Genomic DNA, 15,873 nt, shown 5'->3' with positions numbered 1-15,873 from the left:
CGATGGGCTTCAACAACCCGCCCGTCCCGTGGAAGGAACTGGAACGGACGCTGTCCGGCAAACCCGAGCAGGCCGACGGCGGGGACAGTCCCGCCTGGAGCCGGAAACGGGAGGGCTACGTCCGGCCCAGCACCGTCGACGCCCCGCGTGGCGACGACCACGCGGGCGGGCGCCACCGGGTGCCCTACGCCGAGCTGCACTGCCACTCCAACTTCAGTTTCCTGGACGGCGCGAGCCACCCCGAGGAGCTGGTCGAGGAGGCGTCGCGGCTGGGGCTCGACGCGATCGCGCTCACCGACCACGACGGCATGTACGGCGTGGTGCGCTTCGCCGACGCGGCCCGCGACCTGGGCGTGCGGACGGTGTTCGGCACCGAGCTGAGCTTCGGCCTGTCCGCACCGCAGAACGGTGCCGCCGATCCGGAGGGCGAGCACCTGCTGTTGCTGGCGAAGCAGCAGGACGGCTACGCGAGCCTGTGCCGCGCGATCACCGCGGGCCAGCTCGCCGGGCACGACCACGCCGTGACGGACCGGGCGGAGAAGGGCCGCCCGGTGTACGACCTGGACGCCGTGGCCGACGAGGTCGCGGGCAGTGTCGTGGCGCTCACCGGGTGCCGCAAGGGCGCGGTGCGGAAGGCGCTGGCGCGCGGCGGCCCGGACGCGGCGGGCCAGGAGCTGCGGCGGCTCCGCGACAGGTTCGACAGCGTGTACGTCGAACTGACCGACCACGGCTACCCCGAGGACGGGGTGCACAACGACATCCTGGCCGCGTTGGCCGCCGAACAGGGCCTGCCGACCGTCGCCACCACGGCCGCCCACTACGCGACTCCCGACCGAGGGCGGCTGGCCGGTGCGATGGCCGCCATCCGCGCCCGCCGCGGCCTGGACGACATGGCGGGCTGGCTTCCCGCGTCCGGCACCGCGTTCCTGCGGTCCGGTGAGGAGATGGCGCAGCGGTTCGCCCGTTACCCCGGCGCGGTGCAGCGGGCCGCGCTGCTCGGGCTGGAGTGCGCCTTCGACCTGAAACTGGTCGCGCCCGAGCTGCCGCCCTACGACGTTCCGGCCGGCTACACCGAGGCGTCCTTCCTGCGTGCGGAGGTCTACCGCGGCGCCGCGCACCACTACCGCGACAACCCGGCCGCGCTGGAGCAGATCGAGCACGAGCTGCGGATCATCGAGCAGCTGAACTTTCCCGGCTACTTCCTCATCGTCTGGGACATCGTCGAGTTCTGCAGGCAGAGCAACATCCTGTGCCAGGGCCGCGGTTCGGCGGCGAACTCCGCGGTCTGCTACGCGCTCGGTATCACGAAGGTCGACTCGGTGCGCTGGAAACTGCTGTTCGAACGGTTCCTCGCCCCGGATCGCGACGGCTACCCCGACATCGACCTGGACATCGAGTCCGACCGCCGCGAGGAGGTGATCCAGTACGTCTACCGCAAGTACGGGCGGCTGCGCACCGCGCAGGTGGCGAACGTGATCACCTACCGCGCCAAGTCCGCGATCCGCGACGCCGCACGGGCTTTCGGTCACTCGCCGGGGCAGCAGGACGCGTGGAGCAAGCAGATCGACCGGTGGGGCCCGTTGCACGACACCAAGGACGACACCGATCACGACATCCCGCTGCCGGTGCTGCAGGTGGCGGGCGCGCTGGAGGATTTCCCGCGGCACCTGGGCATCCACTCCGGCGGGATGGTGATCTGCCACCGGCCGGTGAGCGAGGTGTGCCCGATCGAATGGGCGCGGATGGCCGACCGCAGCGTGCTGCAGTGGGAGAAGGACGACTGCGCCTCCGTCGGGCTGGTGAAGTTCGACCTGCTGGGCCTGGGCATGCTTTCCGCGCTGCACTACATGCTCGATCTGGTGCGCGAGTTCGAGGGCGTCGAGGTCGACCTCGCGAACCTGGACCTGGAGGATCGCAACGTCTACGAAATGCTGCAGCGCGCCGACGCGATCGGGGTGTTCCAGGTGGAGAGCCGCGCGCAGATGGCGACCCTGCCGAGGCTGAAACCGAAGACGTTCTACGACCTGGCGATCGAGGTCGCGCTGATCCGGCCCGGCCCGATCCAGGGCGGTTCGGTGCACCCCTACATCCGGCGCGCCGGTGGCCGCGAGGACTGGGACTACGACCACCCGCTGCTGGCGAACGCGCTGAGCAAGACCAAGGGTGTGCCGCTGTTCCAGGAGCAGATGATGCAGATCGCGCTCGACGTCGCCGACTTCACCGCGGCCGAGGCCGACGAGCTGCGGCACGCGATGGGGTCGAAGCGGTCGACGCGGAAGATGGAGCGGCTGCGGGAACGGTTCTACGACGGCGCCCGCCGCAACGGGCTCGGCGACGAGCTGATCGGCACGATCTTCCACAAGCTGATGGCGTTCGCCAACTTCGGCTTCCCGGAGAGCCACGCGCTGAGCTTCGCCTACCTCGTGTTCGCCAGCGCCTACTTCAAGCACTACCACCCGGCGGCGTTCTGCGCGGCGCTGCTGCGGGCCCAGCCGATGGGGTTCTACTCGCCGCAGTCGCTGGTCGCCGACGCCCGGCGGCACGGCGTCACCGTGCACGGTCCGGACGTCAACGCGAGCCTGCCGCACGCGACGCTCGAACCCGGTGACGACGGTCTGGCGGTGCGGATCGGGCTGGCGGCCATCCGGATGATCGGGCAGAAGCCCGCGGAGGAGATCGTCGCCGAACGGGCGCACGGGCGGTTCGCCGACATGGCCGATCTGGCCCGGCGGGTGCGGCTCACCACGCCGCAGATGGAGGCGCTGGCCACGGCCGGTGCGTTCGGGCGGTTCGCCGACATCGACGGCGACCGGCGCCGCGCGCTGTGGGCGGCCGGTGCGGTCGCGCAGGAACGGCCCGAGAAGCTGCCGGTCACCCTGGCCGGAGCGCACGCGCCGACGCTGCCCGGGATGGACGAGGTCGACGTGGCGGTCGCCGACGTGTGGGCCACCGGGCTGTCGCCGGACAGCTTCCCGACGGAGTTCATCCGCGACCGGCTGGACGCGCTCGGCGTGGTCCCGACGGGAAAACTGATGGACGTCGACGACGGTGCCCGGGTACTCATCGGTGGTGCGGTGACCCACCGGCAACGCCCGGCGACCGCGGGCGGCGTCACGTTCCTCAACATCGAGGACGAGACGGGGATGGTCAACGTCGTGTGCTCGGCGGGGCTGTGGCGCCGGTACCACCGCGTGGCGCGGGGCAGCGCGGCGATGCTGATCCGCGGGGTGGTCGAACGGGCGGACGGGGTGGTGAGCGTGCGGGCGGAGAAACTGCAGCACCTGTCGATGCGGGTGCCCTCGAAGTCCCGGGACTTCCGGTGAGTGCGATGGTGCCCGATCCGCCACAATCACCCGGTCGGATCGGCGTCGACGACCACACCGGGAGGTCCGTTGCACACCCGTCGGAAGCCCTGGGTCGTCGCGCTCGTCGTCGGCGGGGACGGGCAGGCTGTCCGCGAACCCTTGGCGCGGTGGCTCCGTGACCGGGCTGCCGGTCACCGACGCGCGCGGGGACACGCTGGTCAGCCTGAGGTTCGGCGCGGAACGGGACCTGTCCGTGCCGATGCCGCTCGCGCTGGTGGTCGTCGAGGTCGACGAGCGGGTGCTGCTGGTGTTCGACCGGCGGCGGGAGCGGTGGGAGCTGCCCGGCGGGATGATCGAGCCGGGGGAGACGCCGCACCGCGCCGCGGTGCGGGAGCTGGCCGAGGAGACCGGGATCGTCGTGAGCGGGCTGCGCTTCGCCGCCGTCGCCGGGTTCGTGCTGCGGGACCCGGTGCGGCGCGAGTACGCGGCCGTGTACCGCGCCGGGTTCGCGGTCGAGCCGTCGGTGACGCCCCAGGAGGACGAGGTGTCCGCGATCGCGTGGTGGCACCCGGGCGCGCCGATGCTGCGCGAGCAGAGCGAGCTGGACGCCGCGATCGCCCGGCTGGTCTCGGCGCGGTGAGCCGTGTGGTTAGCTCGCCGGATGGAGATCGCCGAGGACTACCGGGACGCCGTGCTGCCCGGGACGACGTGGGAGAAGCGGCAGTTCAGCGGGTGTGACTTCAGCGGCGCTGATCTGCGGCGGCTGGTGACGCAGGGCTGCACCTTCGACGAGTGCGACTTCTCCGGCGCCGACCTGGGCGAGTCCCGGCATCGGGCGAGCGCGTTCCGGTCGTGCGTGTTCGACCGGACGGTGCTGGCGGACAGTTCGTGGAGCGGGTGCTCGCTGCTCGGATCGTCCTTTGCGGACAGTGGGCTGCGCGGGATGACGGTCCGGGACAGCGACTTTTCGCTCGCCAACCTCAGCCGGTCGAACCTGCGTCGCCGAACGCTGTCCGGGCTGCGGTTCCGCGAGGCGAACTTCACCGACGCCAACCTGACGGAGGCCGACCTGCGCGACAGCGACTTCCGCGGCGCCCGGCTGCACGGAGCGGACCTGGCGGGCGCCGACCTGCGCGGCGCGAAGCTCGACGCGCACGGCCTGGTGCAGGCCAAGTTGCGCGGCGCCCGAGTCGACCTCGAAACCGCGATCGCCTTCGCCGCCGCGCACGGCCTGGTGGTCGACTGACCTCCTCGCGCCACCGCCGCCCACGGCCAACACGGGCGGCGCGCCGTGTTGGCCGTTCCGGGCGGGGGTGGCGGGTGGTGTCTAGTCGATCGGGGGTTCGCCGGGGTCGAGTTCGATCAGGTCGCCGGAGGCGAGCAGGTCTTCGATCGAGGCGGGCAGCAGGTACGCGGCGCCGCCGCCGGGCTGGTTGAACCACGGGATCGCGACCCCGGCGAGCGCTTCGAGTGGCCGCTGCACCCGGTACACGTGGTACGGGCGGCCGACCCACTCCGGCACCAGCGAGCGCTCCTCGAACGGTGTCCCGGCGGCGTAGAGCAGGTTGCCCGCCGGGCCGCCGAAGCGGTCCAGTTCGCTGCCGGCGGGCAGTTCCCGCATCTCCTTGCCGCGGAACAACGTCAGCGGCGGCTCACCCTGCATCGGCTGGATCGGCCATTGCTGGTTGCCGCCACCGGACGCCGCGGAGGCCGGCGCCGCGGCCGCCGCGGGGGCGGGCGCGGCCGGTTCGACTCGGCGCGGCGGCGGTTCCCTGCGCACCGGCGGCGGGACCGGGGGCGCGCTCAACATCGTGGGCGGCCCTTCCGGCTCGTCGAGGCGGTCCGGCAGCGCGCGCCGCGGCGGTTCGGCCGGTTCCTCGCGCTGCTGGGGCTGGGCCAGCGGAACCTCGTTGGCGTCCATCTCCGGCCGCGCGGGCGGGGCGACCCGGCCGCCCGCGTCGAGCATCAGCTTGCCGAGCATGAACGCGGCCGCGTCGTCGGCGTCGCCGAAGACCGCGGGGCTGGTCAGCGTCTCGTCGTACCAGCCGACGCGCCACCCCTCGTCGACCTTCTCCAGGCTCCAGCCGTGCTCGGCGGGCTCGCCGATCCGGTAGGTGGCGTCGGAAACCCCGAGGTCGGACAGTTTCGAGCGCAGGTTGTCCAGCGCGGGCTCCCCGGACGGCGGGGCGACCGGACGGGACAACATGGTCGGCGGGCTGACCTCCGGCGCCGGACGGTTCTCCCGCGGATCCTGACGGCGCCCACGCTCCGCACCGCCGAACGCGCGCTCCGGGCCGGCGAAGGCCCGCCCACGTCCGTCGGGTTCCTGACCTGCGCGGCCACCGGGTCCTTCCCAGCCGCGGGACTCCTGGTCCCGCGATTCGCCGGGCGGCTCCCACGCGCGAGGTTCCCGCGCTTCGCGGCTGCCGGGGGCCTCCCAGGCGCGGGGCTCCTGCGGTTCGCGGCCGCCGGGCGCTTCCTGGCCGAGGGCGGCTTCGCGTTCCCACCCACGCGGCTCCGCGGGACGGGTTTCCTGACCGGCCGCGGGCTCCCAGCCGCGGGACTCCTGCCCCGGCGGGACCTCACGTGTGCCGCGGGCATCGGACGCGTCCCACTCACCGGGCCGTGCGGACTCGGCGAATGCCCTGCGGCCGGAGTCGTCCGGTTCGGCGAGCGCGCGCCGTCCGCCGGGACCTTCCGGTTCGGCGAGTGCCCGCCGTCCGCCGGGACCCTCCGGTTCGGCCGACGCGCTACCGCCGCCCGGCCCCTCGGGCTCGGCGAGCGCCCTGCGCCCCCCGGGACCCTCCGACTCGGCGGGTGGCCTGCCACCGGGGCCCTCTGGTTCGGCGAGCGCCCTGCGCCCCCCGGGACCCGCTGATTCGGCGGGTGCCCTGCCGCTGAAACCCTCAGGCTCGGCAGATACCCGGCCACCGGAACCCTCCGGTTCCGCGAGCGCCCTGCGCCCGCCGCCGCGCTCGTGGCCTTCCGGCGCCGCCTCACGCCCGCGTGCGCCATCCCAGGCATCTTCCGGCGCTGCCTCACGCCCGCGCGCGTCATCCCACGCGCCTTCCGGCGCTGCCTCACGCCCGCGCGCGTCGCCCCAGGCGCCTTCCGGCGCCGCCGCGCGTCCACGTGCCTCGTCCCAGGCGCCTTCGGGTGCTGCTTCACGCCCGCGTGCCTCGTCCCAGGTGCCTTCCGGCGCGAGCCCCTCGCGCTCACCGCGTGCCTCGGGCCCGTCCCAGGCGGCACCTTCCTGCGCGAACGCCTCACGCTGGTCCCAGCCGCGGCCGGGACCCTCCGGCGCGGCGAAGCCGTCCCGCGCGTCCCAGCTCCGGGTCTCCGGCTCGTCCTGCCCGGACGGAGCGTCCTCGGTGTCCCAGTCGCCCGGCCCGGTTTCCGGCTCGGTGTCCTTGGTCACCGGCTGGACGAGCATCGTCGGCGGGCCCGCGTCCGGTGCGATCACCGGCGTCAACGTCGTCGGCTGCTCCACGTCGGCGGGGCGCGCGGGCTCCTCCGGCTCCTCCTGCCGCGGCTCGAACTCCGGCGACGTCTCGGCCGCGGGGGCGGGAGGCGGCGGAGCCTGCTCCGGCACCCGGCGCGGGGGCGCACCACGGTTGAGGAACCCGGCGGCGCCCTGCACGGTCTGCTCCGGCACCTCGGGCAGCGCGTACCCGGCGCCGGCGATGTGCGCGACCAGCTCGGCCTCCGGCGCGACGCCGTACTCCTGCAGGTAGTAGTTGACCGCGGCCGGCCAGATCCACGTGCCGTCGGTGTGGAAGGCCACCGGCACCGTCGCCGCGGGCTGCTGCGCCAGCCGGTCCAGGTCGAAGCCGCGCTCGGCACGCACTACCGGCGCGTTGTTCAGGTACTCGAGGATCTTGTGCTGCTCGTCGTTGTCCAGGTCGGGCCGGTTGAGCACCGGGCGGCCGCCGGGCTCGTGGCCATCGAAGATCCGGGCCAGCCGGAAGCGCGGGCCGGGCTGCTCGGGGGCGAGGCCGGCCATGCGCCGCATCAGCCACTCCGGCACGTTGTCCTCGGAGCGGGGGAACATCCGCAGCTCGTCGGCGTACGCCTGCGGCGGGGGCATCAGGTCCCACCGCGGCTCGTCGCGGTCGTACTCGAGGTTGTAACTCGATGGGTGGTCGAGCTGGTAGCGGGCGTTGAACCAGGTGCCGCGGCCCTCGCGGTACATGCCGCCGCGCAGCCGGCCGAACAGGGTGGCGATGTCGTGGGTGGCCATCCATTCCTGGGCCGAGCCGTCCTCGAGCACGACCTCACCGGTCAGCTCGTGGTAGCGGCCGACCGCACGGTAGGTCGCGGTCACCCGTCGCCAGTCCCGTGGAGCGGCCCGCAGCAGGGCCAGTCCGATCTGCTTGACCAGTGTGTCCTGCTCGGTCGCGTTCAGCTGGGTCGTCGGTTGCGCCACCAGGCCATTTTGACTGGTCACTGATCCGAATGCACACCGCCCGCACCAATAGGGTCAATGACCAGTGCTTATACATCCATCGAGGTACTAAGCGTTTCAGCGGCGCTACCCATAGTGTCCTCCGCCGTCCTCGCGTGAGGGCCGGACCTTTCCTTTGCCAGAATGGAGCACGTGACTGCGACGGTTCTCGACGGCAAAGCGACCAAGAACGCCATCTTCGAAGAGCTCAAGCCGCGGGTGGCCGCTCTCGCCGCGCGTGGCGTGACGCCCGGCCTGGGAACCGTGCTGGTCGGCGACGATCCGGGCTCGCACTCGTACGTGCGGATGAAGCACGCGGACAGCGCGAGGATCGGGGTGAACTCGATCCGCCGCGACCTGCCCGCGGACATCAGCCAGGACAAGCTCGAGGCGGTCATCGACGAGCTCAACGCCGACCCGGCCTGCCACGGCTACATCGTCCAGCTCCCGCTGCCGAAGCACCTCGACGCCGGCCGGATCCTGGAGCGCATCGCGCCGGAGAAGGACGCCGACGGTCTCGCCCCGGTCAGTCTGGGCCGCCTGGTGCTCAACGAACCGGGCCCGCTGCCGTGCACCCCCTACGGGATCCTGGAGCTGCTCAAGCGCCACGACGTGCCGATCAAGGGCGCGAACGTCACCGTCGTCGGCCGTGGTGTCACCGTGGGCCGCACGATGGGCCTGCTGCTGACCCGCCGCAGCGAGAACGCGACCGTGACGCTGTGCCACACCGGCACCCGCGACCTCGCGGCCGAGGTGAAGCGCGCGGACATCGTGATCGCCGCCGCCGGGGTGCCGCACCTGATCGGGCCGGACATGGTCAAGCCCGGCGCCGCGGTGCTGGACGTCGGCGTCTCGCACGTCGAGGGCAAGCTGACCGGCGACGTCGACCCGGCGGTCGCGGAGGTCGCCGGGTGGCTCTCGCCCAACCCTGGCGGTGTCGGCCCGATGACGCGGGCGATGCTGGTCACCAACGTCGTCGAGGCGGCCGAGCGTGCACTCGCCACGGCGTGACCGGTCGGCCCTGCTCGAGCAGGTGCCGTTCCTCCTGGTGATGCTGCTGGTGGCGATCGCGGGGCTGCGGATCCTGCAGTACCACTGGAGGCAGGGCGCCGCGATCATCGGCGGCGCCCTGCTCGTGGCGGCGATCCTGCGGGGTGTCCTGCCGGGCGTGCGGGCGGGACTGCTGGCCATCCGCGGCCGCCCGGTGGACGTTCTGAGCTACGCCGGGCTCGGCGTGCTCATCCTCTTCCTGGCGTTCACGATCGCCGACGGCCCGTTCGGTTCCTGACTCAGGCGTCGGCCATCGCCGGGACACGGGCGGCCTGCTCGCGGCGGTCGAGCGAGCCGGACACGATCGCGATCGTCAGTCCGATGATCGCCAGTCCCGCACCGACCCAGTTCGGCGAGACGAGGCCGAGCCCGCCCGCGATCACCAGGCCGCCGAGATAGGCGCCGATCGAGTTGGCGACGTTGAACGCCGACTGCACCGCGGCCGACACCATCGACGGGGTGCCGCCGGCCTTGAGCATGACGCGCGTCTGCATCATCGGGCCGATCATGAACCCGGCGATGCCGACCAGGAAGATCGTGATCGCGGCGCCGGCCTTGTCGTGCGCGGTGACGGTGAAGACGGCCAGCACCGCGGCCAGCGCGAGCAGCGCGACGTACAGGCTCGGCATCAGCGCCTTGTCGGCCAGGCGGCCGCCGAGCAGGTTGCCGATGGTCATGCCGACCCCGGCCAGCGCGAGGAGCAGGGTCACGGTGCCCGGCTGGTACCCGGCGACGTCGGTCATCATCGGCGTCACGTAGGACAGGCAGGCGAACACGCCGCCGAGGCCGAACGTGACGATCGCCAGCGCCAGCCACACCTGCGGGCGCCGGAACGCGCCGAGTTCACCACGCAGCGACGGTGATTCGGGGCGGCCCTGGTGCGGTACGAGCTTCGCGATCGCCAGCGCGGCGACCAGCCCGATCAGCGCGACGACGCCGAAGGTGAACCGCCAGCCCACCTGCTGGCCGAGCAGGGTGCCCAGCGGCACGCCGACCACGTTGGCCAGCGTCAGCCCGAGGAACATCATCGACACGGCCTTGGCGCGGTCGCCGGGCTTGACCAGGCTCGACGCGACGACCGCGCCGGCACCGAAGAACGCGCCGTGCGGCAGTCCGGCGAGGAACCGGAAGACCACGCCGAACTCCTGGTTCGGGGCGACGGCGAACAGCAGGTTGCCCGCCGTGAACAGCGCCATCATCGCCAGCAGCATGGTCTTGCGTGGCAGCCGGACGGCCACCGCGGTCAGCAGCGGCGCACCGACCACGACGCCGAGCGCGTAGGCGGAGATGAGGTGGCCCGCGGTCGGGATGTCGACCCCGAAGTCCGCGGCCGTCTGCGGAAGGACACCCATCATGACGAATTCCGTGGTGCCGATACCGAAGGCTCCGACGGCGAGCGCGAGCAGCGCGATGGGCACGGTTCTCCTTTCGAGGGTCTGCATCGATACAGTGCAGGGGCACGAATAAGGACAGCCCGGTTCCAGTCCATGGCGGCGCGAGCTGTCCCTCGACCAGTTTCAACCGCGCGGGGCCCTCTTGTCATCCCGCCGACAGGGTGAGCAACCCCACGTAACGCGCCTGGTCAGGCGTTGTTTTCCGCGGGGCTGACCTCGCAGTCCGATCCGGGGAAGATCAGGCCTTCGTGCCCGTCGGCGAAGCGCACCAGGTAGGGCGGCCCGCCGTCGTCCCCGCGGACCTCGACGATCTCGCCTCGCCGGTCGGACGCGCCCACGGTGCGACCGTGGACGAGGATCCGGTCTCCAACGGCTGCGTGCATCACCGACCACCTCCCGCGGCAACCAGGGTAAATCGGGCGCGCGGAAATTGTCACTGAAAGGGGAACTGATCAATTTGCCTCCTCGCCCGGCCGGCGAGGAGGCTTTCCGGAAAACCCCCCGGACGAAAAGGAGCGGGACCATGGCGATGTGCGTGGTCTGCGGCAACGACTACTGGATGTCCTTCGAGGTCCGCACGGTCAGCGGGGACAGCTACACCTTCGACAGTCTCGAATGCGCCGCGCAGAAGATCGCGCCCCAGTGCGAGCACTGCCGGTGCCGGATTCTCGGCCACGGCGTCGAGGTCGAGGGCCGGTTCTTCTGCTGTGCGCATTGCGCGCGCGAGGGCGGGTCCGGGCTGGGCGCCGAAATCCGCGACACGGTCGGCGCCCACCCGGGCTGATCAGTTCTTCGCGGCGGCTTTCGCGGCTTTCTTGAACGCCCGGACCTCGGCGAGGGTCTCCGGGCTGACGACGTCCGCGATGGAACGGCGCGAGCCGTCTTCGCCATACGCGCCGGCGGCCTCGCGCCAGCCCTCGGGCCGCACGCCGCGTTGCTTGCCGAGCAGCGCGAGGAAGATCCGCGCCTTCTGGTCGCCGTACCCGGGCAGTTCCCTGAGGCGGCGCAGGACCTCCTTGCCGTCCGGCTTGCCCGTCTTCCAGATGCGGTCGGCCTTGCCGTCGTAGTGCTCGACGACGTGGTTCGCCAGCGCGTGCACCCGCTTGGCCATCGATCCGCCGTAGCGGTGGATGGCCGGCGGGGTCACGCACAGCTCGACGAAGTGGTCCAGGTCCGACTCGGCGATCTTGCGGACGTCGAAGCCGTCCATCCGGTCGGCGATCTTGCGCGGTCCGATGAAGGCCGTCTCCATCGCGATCTGCTGGTCCAGGAGCATGCCCGTGAGCAGGGCGAACGGGTCCCTGGACAGGAGGGCGTCGGCCTCGGGGTCGCCGGTCAGGCGCAGCGCTTTGGGCATGGACCAATAGTGACACCCTGGCGGCACTGGCGCCCCGCCCGCTCGGAGGAGGCCGTGAGTTCGGACACTCATCCACTTTGCAAGACTGAGGTACGTCACCAATTGAGGTGTCCGCCACCCGGTAGCAGTACGCTTGTACCGCATTAGACGTGCTGCACAGACGCGCGCAGATCCGCGCAGATCCGCGAGAGGAGCACCGCGGCTCATGGCCAAGATCAAGGTCGAGGGCACCGTCGTAGAACTCGACGGCGACGAGATGACTCGCATCATCTGGAAGTTCATCAAGGACAAGCTGGTCCACCCGTACCTCGACATCAACCTCGAGTACTACGACCTGGGCATCGAAGAGCGCGACCGGACCGACGACCAGGTCACGGTCGACTCCGCGAACGCCATCAAGAAGCACGGCGTCGGCGTCAAGTGCGCCACCATCACGCCGGACGAGGCCAGGGTCGAGGAGTTCGGCCTGAAGAAGATGTGGCGGAGCCCGAACGGGACGATCCGCAACATCCTCGGCGGTGTCGTCTTCCGTGAGCCGATCATCATCCAGAACATCCCGCGGCTGGTCCCGGGCTGGACGAAGCCGATCATCATCGGCCGTCACGCGCACGGTGACCAGTACAAGGCCACCGACTTCAAGGTCCCCGGCCCCGGCACGGTGACCATGACGTACGTGCCCGAGGACGGCTCCGAGCCGATGGAGTTCGAGGTCGCCCGCTACCCGGAGGGTGGCGGCGTCGCGATGGGCATGTACAACTACCGCAAGTCCATCGAGGACTTCGCGCGTGCCTCGCTGCAGTACGGCCTCGACCGCGGCATGCCGGTCTACATGTCGACGAAGAACACGATCCTGAAGGCCTACGACGGTCAGTTCAAGGACACCTTCCAGGAGATCTTCGACGCCGAGTTCAAGGCGGACTTCGACGCCAAGGGCCTGACCTACGAGCACCGCCTGATCGACGACATGGTCGCCGCCTCGCTGAAGTGGGAGGGCGGCTACGTCTGGGCGTGCAAGAACTACGACGGTGACGTGCAGTCCGACACCGTGGCGCAGGGCTTCGGCTCGCTGGGCCTGATGACCTCGGTGCTGCGCACGCCGGACGGCAGGACCGTGGAGGCCGAGGCCGCGCACGGCACGGTCACCCGGCACTACCGCCAGCACCAGCAGGGCAAGCCGACCTCGACCAACCCCATCGCGTCCATCTTCGCGTGGACCAGGGGCCTCGAGCACCGCGGCAAGCTGGACGGCAACTCCGAGCTGGTGGGCTTCGCCAACAAGCTGGAGCAGGTCGTCGTCGAGACCGTCGAGAGCGGCAAGATGACCAAGGACCTCGCCCTGCTCGTCGGCAAGGACCAGCCGTTCCAGACGACGGAGGAGTTCCTGGCGACCCTGGACGAAAACCTGGCGGCGAAGATCGCCCAGGCCTGAGTCCGCTTTTCCGGCCACAGCGAGAGGCCCGGTCACCGCTTCGGTGACCGGGCTTTTTCCGTTGTCGACAGATGGTACCAACTTGGTACCATCGACGGTATGGCGATGAACCTTCGGCTGCGCCCCGACGCTGAGGAGGCGCTGCGGGCGGAAGCGGAACGGACCGGACGGTCACAACAGGATCTGCTGCGCGATGCGGTCGACCGGTACCTCGGCCTGGTGTCTGAGCAGCCGCGGGTGGCGGGCGAGGATCCCCTGGTGCTCGCAGGCAAGGTCCGGCCGCCGAGGACCCCGTACCGGAAGGTCGTGCCGGAGAAGAAGCTCGAAGGGGGCGTGGACTCGCTCGAGCTCCTTGATCGGAACGATCGGGTCTGATGCGCGTCTACCTCGACACCAGTGCCCTCATCAAGCGAGTGATCGTGGAGCAGGGGTCCGAACAGCTCGTGGACGAGATCGATCGGTACCACGAGCGGAACGCGCTCCTGGTCTCGTCTTCGCTGGCTTGGGTGGAGGTCTCCCGGGCGTTGCGCGTCCGGGGCGATCTGGATTTCGCCGAGGTGGCCGACGAGGTCGACGCGGCACTGTCCGGGGTGGCCGAACACCCCATCGGGAGCGAGGTCGTGAGCCTCGGCAGACACCTCAACCCGAACCAGTCGCGGTCACTGGACGCCATCCACCTCGCGTCGGCGCTGATGCTCGACGTCGATGTCCTGGTCACCTACGACGACCGTCTCGCCGGGGCGGCACGTCACAACGGCCTCCGGGTCCGCACCCCGCGCTGACCGCCGTCGGGCAAGACCGCCGGGGTGCAGGTGATCCACCTCGACGACCACGTCTGGACGCTCACGCGCGGGTTCGCGCCGTGGAAGAGTCTCGTGCAGCCGATGAACATCGCGCCCGGCGAGTACCACCGCTACCGCGCCCTGCCCGCCGATCCGCGGCGCACGACGGCGGAGTGGCGGAAGGAGCGCCGCGAGCAGCGGAAAACCGGCAGGCAGGACCGCGGGACCAGCGGCTGGCACTGGCTCTGCCTCGCGCCGTTGCTGCTGGTCGTCGGGCTGGCCGGGCAGATCGTGAAGCGGTCGTCGTCGGCGCGCAGATCCTGCTGTGGCTCGTGCTGGTGCCGTTCGCGCTGCTGGAGATGCTCGCGCAGGTGCTGTGCGGGCTCGTGATGTCGGTGCTGCGCCTGATCGGCGTGGTCCGCGGCCGGGTGGACGTCGTGTGCCGGGTTCCGGGCGAGAAGATCGTGCCGCAGCCCGTCCTCGCCGTCCCCGGGTCCGGCGCGGCAGGGCATCTCTCGCCAAGGCGCTGTCGGACCACCTGGGGAAGGCGCGGCGCCCGTTCGGTCCGTACCGGGATCCGGCCGTCGTCGCTCTTCTGTCCCGGACCGGCACCCACGTGGTGCGGCACGACAGCGTCTGGGGCGCCCTGAAATCACCGAGCGTGGTCGGGTCGTGACGCCGCTCGGGTGGTTCGCCCGCGTGGGCCTGTCGGTGCTGGTGAAGTGTGGCTACCCTTACCCGGAACGCACTTGAGCTGGTGAGGAGTACCCGTGTTCCTGGGAATCCCTAAGCGGGCACTGATCATCGTGGCGGTCCTGGCCGGCATCGGCCTGATCTACGTGATGGGCACCGACAAGCAGTCGCCCGAGGGTGCCGAGGGCGGCGGGTCGAGCGGCTGCCGCGTCACGGTCACCGCGGACGTCCTGAACGTGCGGGCGGCGCCCGACGCCGGTTCCGAGATCGTCGGCAAGTTCAACCAGAACGCCGAAACCGACGCGCAGGTCGAGGTCCAGAACGGCTTCCGCAAGCTCGCCGACGACAAGTGGGCCAGCACGGACTACCTGCAGCCGGTCAGCGGCACCAACTGCTGAGTCGCGCCAGGATTGTCGGTGGGCGCCGGTAGCCTGCGGGACGTGTTCACGATCTCCACAGTCAACGTCAACGGCATGCGTGCCGCCGCCAAGAAGGGCTTCGTCGAGTGGCTCGCCGCGAGCGGGTCCGACGTGATCCTCTGCCAGGAGGTGCGCGCCGAGGAGGGGCAGCTGCCGCGGGACGTCGTCGCGCCCAACGGCTGGCACGCCCACCACGCGCCGTCCGCGGTGAAGGGCCGCAACGGCGTCTCCGTGTACAGCCGGGCAGAGCCGTCGGAGGTGCGGGTCGGGTTCGGGGAGGCGGAGTTCGAGGACAGCGGACGGTACCTGGAGGTGCACCTGCCCGGTGTGGTCGTGGCGAGCCTGTACCTGCCCAGTGGTGACGTCGGCACCCCGCGGCAGGACGAGAAGGAGCGGTTCATGACCGCGTTCCTGCCGTACCTGGTCGAACTGCGCGGCAAGGCCGAGGCGGCCGGCCGCGAGGTCGTCGTCGGTGGTGACTGGAACATCGCGCACGCCGAGGTGGACCTGAAAAACTGGAAGGGCAACCAGAAGAACTCCGGCTTCCTGCCCGAGGAGCGCGCCTGGATGGGCCGTGTCTTCGGCGAGGCCGGGTACGTGGACGTGCAGCGCAAGCTCGACCCGGAGGGGCCCGGCCCGTACACGTGGTGGTCCTACCGCGGCAAGGCCTTCGACAACGACGCCGGCTGGCGGATCGACTACCTCGCCACGACGCCCGGTCTGGCCGCCACGTGCACCTCGGTGGTCGTCGAACGGGCGCCCAGTTACGCCGAACGCTGGTCCGACCACGCCCCGGTCACCGCCACGTTCGACTGGCCGTGAGATCACGCCGCCGGTCGGCAGCCGGTGGGGCCTTCAACGTCGAGACCAGTGACGTGCATGTGCTCGTCGAGTTCACGGAGCAGGCGCACGGGAACCCCGCGCAGGTGATCGCGTTCTGGCGGCACACAGCGGAGGTGTACGTCGATCCCGAGCCTCTTGCCGTGCGGGGCAGTGGAAG

Annotated in this window: 16 protein-coding genes; 12 read left to right on the top strand and 4 right to left on the bottom strand. The window is 71.1% G+C overall.

Annotated elements, in window-relative coordinates; translation table 11 throughout:
- Positions 1 to 2 precede the first annotated feature (2 nt).
- The 3 genes from HNR02_RS05065 (at position 3) to HNR02_RS05055 (ending at position 4,551) form a co-directional block, all read left to right on the top strand.
- Positions 3 to 3,323: an error-prone DNA polymerase gene (locus HNR02_RS05065; RefSeq protein WP_179772045.1), complete on the top strand. Its 3,321-nt coding sequence runs from the start codon at positions 3 to 5 to the stop codon at positions 3,321 to 3,323.
- Positions 3,324 to 3,480: 157 nt separating this feature from the next.
- Positions 3,481 to 3,945 (top strand): NUDIX hydrolase, encoded by a 465-nt coding sequence (locus HNR02_RS05060; RefSeq protein WP_179772044.1) that lies wholly within the window; start codon positions 3,481 to 3,483, stop codon positions 3,943 to 3,945.
- Positions 3,946 to 3,966: 21 nt separating this feature from the next.
- A complete protein-coding gene (locus tag HNR02_RS05055) occupies positions 3,967 to 4,551 on the top strand; it encodes a pentapeptide repeat-containing protein (RefSeq protein ID WP_179772043.1) in 585 nt (194 codons plus the stop codon).
- Positions 4,552 to 4,632: 81 nt separating this feature from the next.
- On the opposite strand, the gene HNR02_RS05050 is transcribed toward HNR02_RS05055, so the two are convergent.
- Complete coding sequence (locus HNR02_RS05050) at positions 4,633 to 7,731, bottom strand: glycohydrolase toxin TNT-related protein (protein WP_312860901.1); 3,099 nt, start codon at positions 7,729 to 7,731, stop codon at positions 4,633 to 4,635.
- A gap of 162 nt (positions 7,732 to 7,893) precedes the next feature.
- Here HNR02_RS05050 and HNR02_RS05040 point away from each other — a divergent pair, with 162 nt between their 5' ends.
- Both HNR02_RS05040 and HNR02_RS05035 read left to right on the top strand, forming a co-directional pair.
- Positions 7,894 to 8,760 carry a bifunctional methylenetetrahydrofolate dehydrogenase/methenyltetrahydrofolate cyclohydrolase gene (locus tag HNR02_RS05040; protein WP_179772042.1) on the top strand — a complete coding sequence of 289 codons (867 nt, stop codon included), beginning with the start codon at positions 7,894 to 7,896 and terminating at the stop codon, positions 8,758 to 8,760.
- Complete coding sequence (locus HNR02_RS05035; RefSeq protein WP_179772041.1) at positions 8,741 to 9,037, top strand: DUF3017 domain-containing protein; 297 nt, start codon at positions 8,741 to 8,743, stop codon at positions 9,035 to 9,037. Before HNR02_RS05040 ends, HNR02_RS05035 begins: the two co-directional genes overlap by 20 nt.
- Before the next feature lies 1 nt (position 9,038).
- Here HNR02_RS05035 and HNR02_RS05030 read toward each other — a convergent pair whose 3' ends face one another.
- Positions 9,039 to 10,217, bottom strand: a complete 1,179-nt coding sequence (locus HNR02_RS05030; protein WP_179772040.1) for an MFS transporter — start codon at positions 10,215 to 10,217, stop codon at positions 9,039 to 9,041.
- 164 nt (positions 10,218 to 10,381) lie between these two features.
- Positions 10,382 to 10,576: a DUF1918 domain-containing protein gene (locus HNR02_RS05025; protein WP_179772039.1), complete on the bottom strand. Its 195-nt coding sequence runs from the start codon at positions 10,574 to 10,576 to the stop codon at positions 10,382 to 10,384.
- A gap of 140 nt (positions 10,577 to 10,716) precedes the next feature.
- Between HNR02_RS05025 and HNR02_RS05020 the strand changes: the two genes are divergently transcribed.
- Positions 10,717 to 10,977: a metallothionein gene (locus HNR02_RS05020; protein ID WP_179772038.1), complete on the top strand. Its 261-nt coding sequence runs from the start codon at positions 10,717 to 10,719 to the stop codon at positions 10,975 to 10,977.
- Here HNR02_RS05020 and HNR02_RS05015 read toward each other — a convergent pair whose 3' ends face one another.
- Positions 10,978 to 11,550: an HhH-GPD-type base excision DNA repair protein gene (locus HNR02_RS05015; protein WP_179772037.1), complete on the bottom strand. Its 573-nt coding sequence runs from the start codon at positions 11,548 to 11,550 to the stop codon at positions 10,978 to 10,980.
- Positions 11,551 to 11,755: 205 nt separating this feature from the next.
- Here HNR02_RS05015 and HNR02_RS05010 point away from each other — a divergent pair, with 205 nt between their 5' ends.
- From HNR02_RS05010 to HNR02_RS04985, 6 genes are all read left to right on the top strand, one after another.
- Complete coding sequence (locus HNR02_RS05010; protein ID WP_179772036.1) at positions 11,756 to 12,979, top strand: NADP-dependent isocitrate dehydrogenase; 1,224 nt, start codon at positions 11,756 to 11,758, stop codon at positions 12,977 to 12,979.
- Positions 12,980 to 13,078: 99 nt separating this feature from the next.
- Positions 13,079 to 13,354, top strand: a complete 276-nt coding sequence (locus tag HNR02_RS05005; RefSeq protein WP_179772035.1) for a ribbon-helix-helix protein, CopG family — start codon at positions 13,079 to 13,081, stop codon at positions 13,352 to 13,354.
- Positions 13,354 to 13,761, top strand: coding sequence for a type II toxin-antitoxin system VapC family toxin (locus HNR02_RS05000; RefSeq protein ID WP_179772034.1), 408 nt, complete (start codon positions 13,354 to 13,356; stop codon positions 13,759 to 13,761). Before HNR02_RS05005 ends, HNR02_RS05000 begins: the two co-directional genes overlap by 1 nt.
- Positions 13,762 to 13,785: 24 nt before the next feature.
- Positions 13,786 to 14,151: a hypothetical protein gene (locus tag HNR02_RS04995; RefSeq protein WP_179772033.1), complete on the top strand. Its 366-nt coding sequence runs from the start codon at positions 13,786 to 13,788 to the stop codon at positions 14,149 to 14,151.
- A 380-nt stretch (positions 14,152 to 14,531) separates the two neighbouring features.
- Entirely contained in the window at positions 14,532 to 14,852 is a 321-nt protein-coding gene (locus tag HNR02_RS04990; RefSeq protein WP_179772032.1) for an SH3 domain-containing protein, read from the top strand.
- An 18-nt stretch (positions 14,853 to 14,870) separates the two neighbouring features.
- Positions 14,871 to 15,695 (top strand): exodeoxyribonuclease III, encoded by an 825-nt coding sequence (locus HNR02_RS04985; RefSeq protein WP_376772819.1) that lies wholly within the window; start codon positions 14,871 to 14,873, stop codon positions 15,693 to 15,695.
- The last annotated feature ends 178 nt before the right edge of the window (positions 15,696 to 15,873 follow it).

The sequence above is a fragment of the Amycolatopsis endophytica genome, assembly GCF_013410405.1.
GTDB lineage: Bacteria > Actinomycetota > Actinomycetes > Mycobacteriales > Pseudonocardiaceae > Amycolatopsis_E > Amycolatopsis_E endophytica.
Note: the sequence above shows the minus strand (reverse complement) of the source record. Positions and strands in the feature narration are given on the sequence as shown.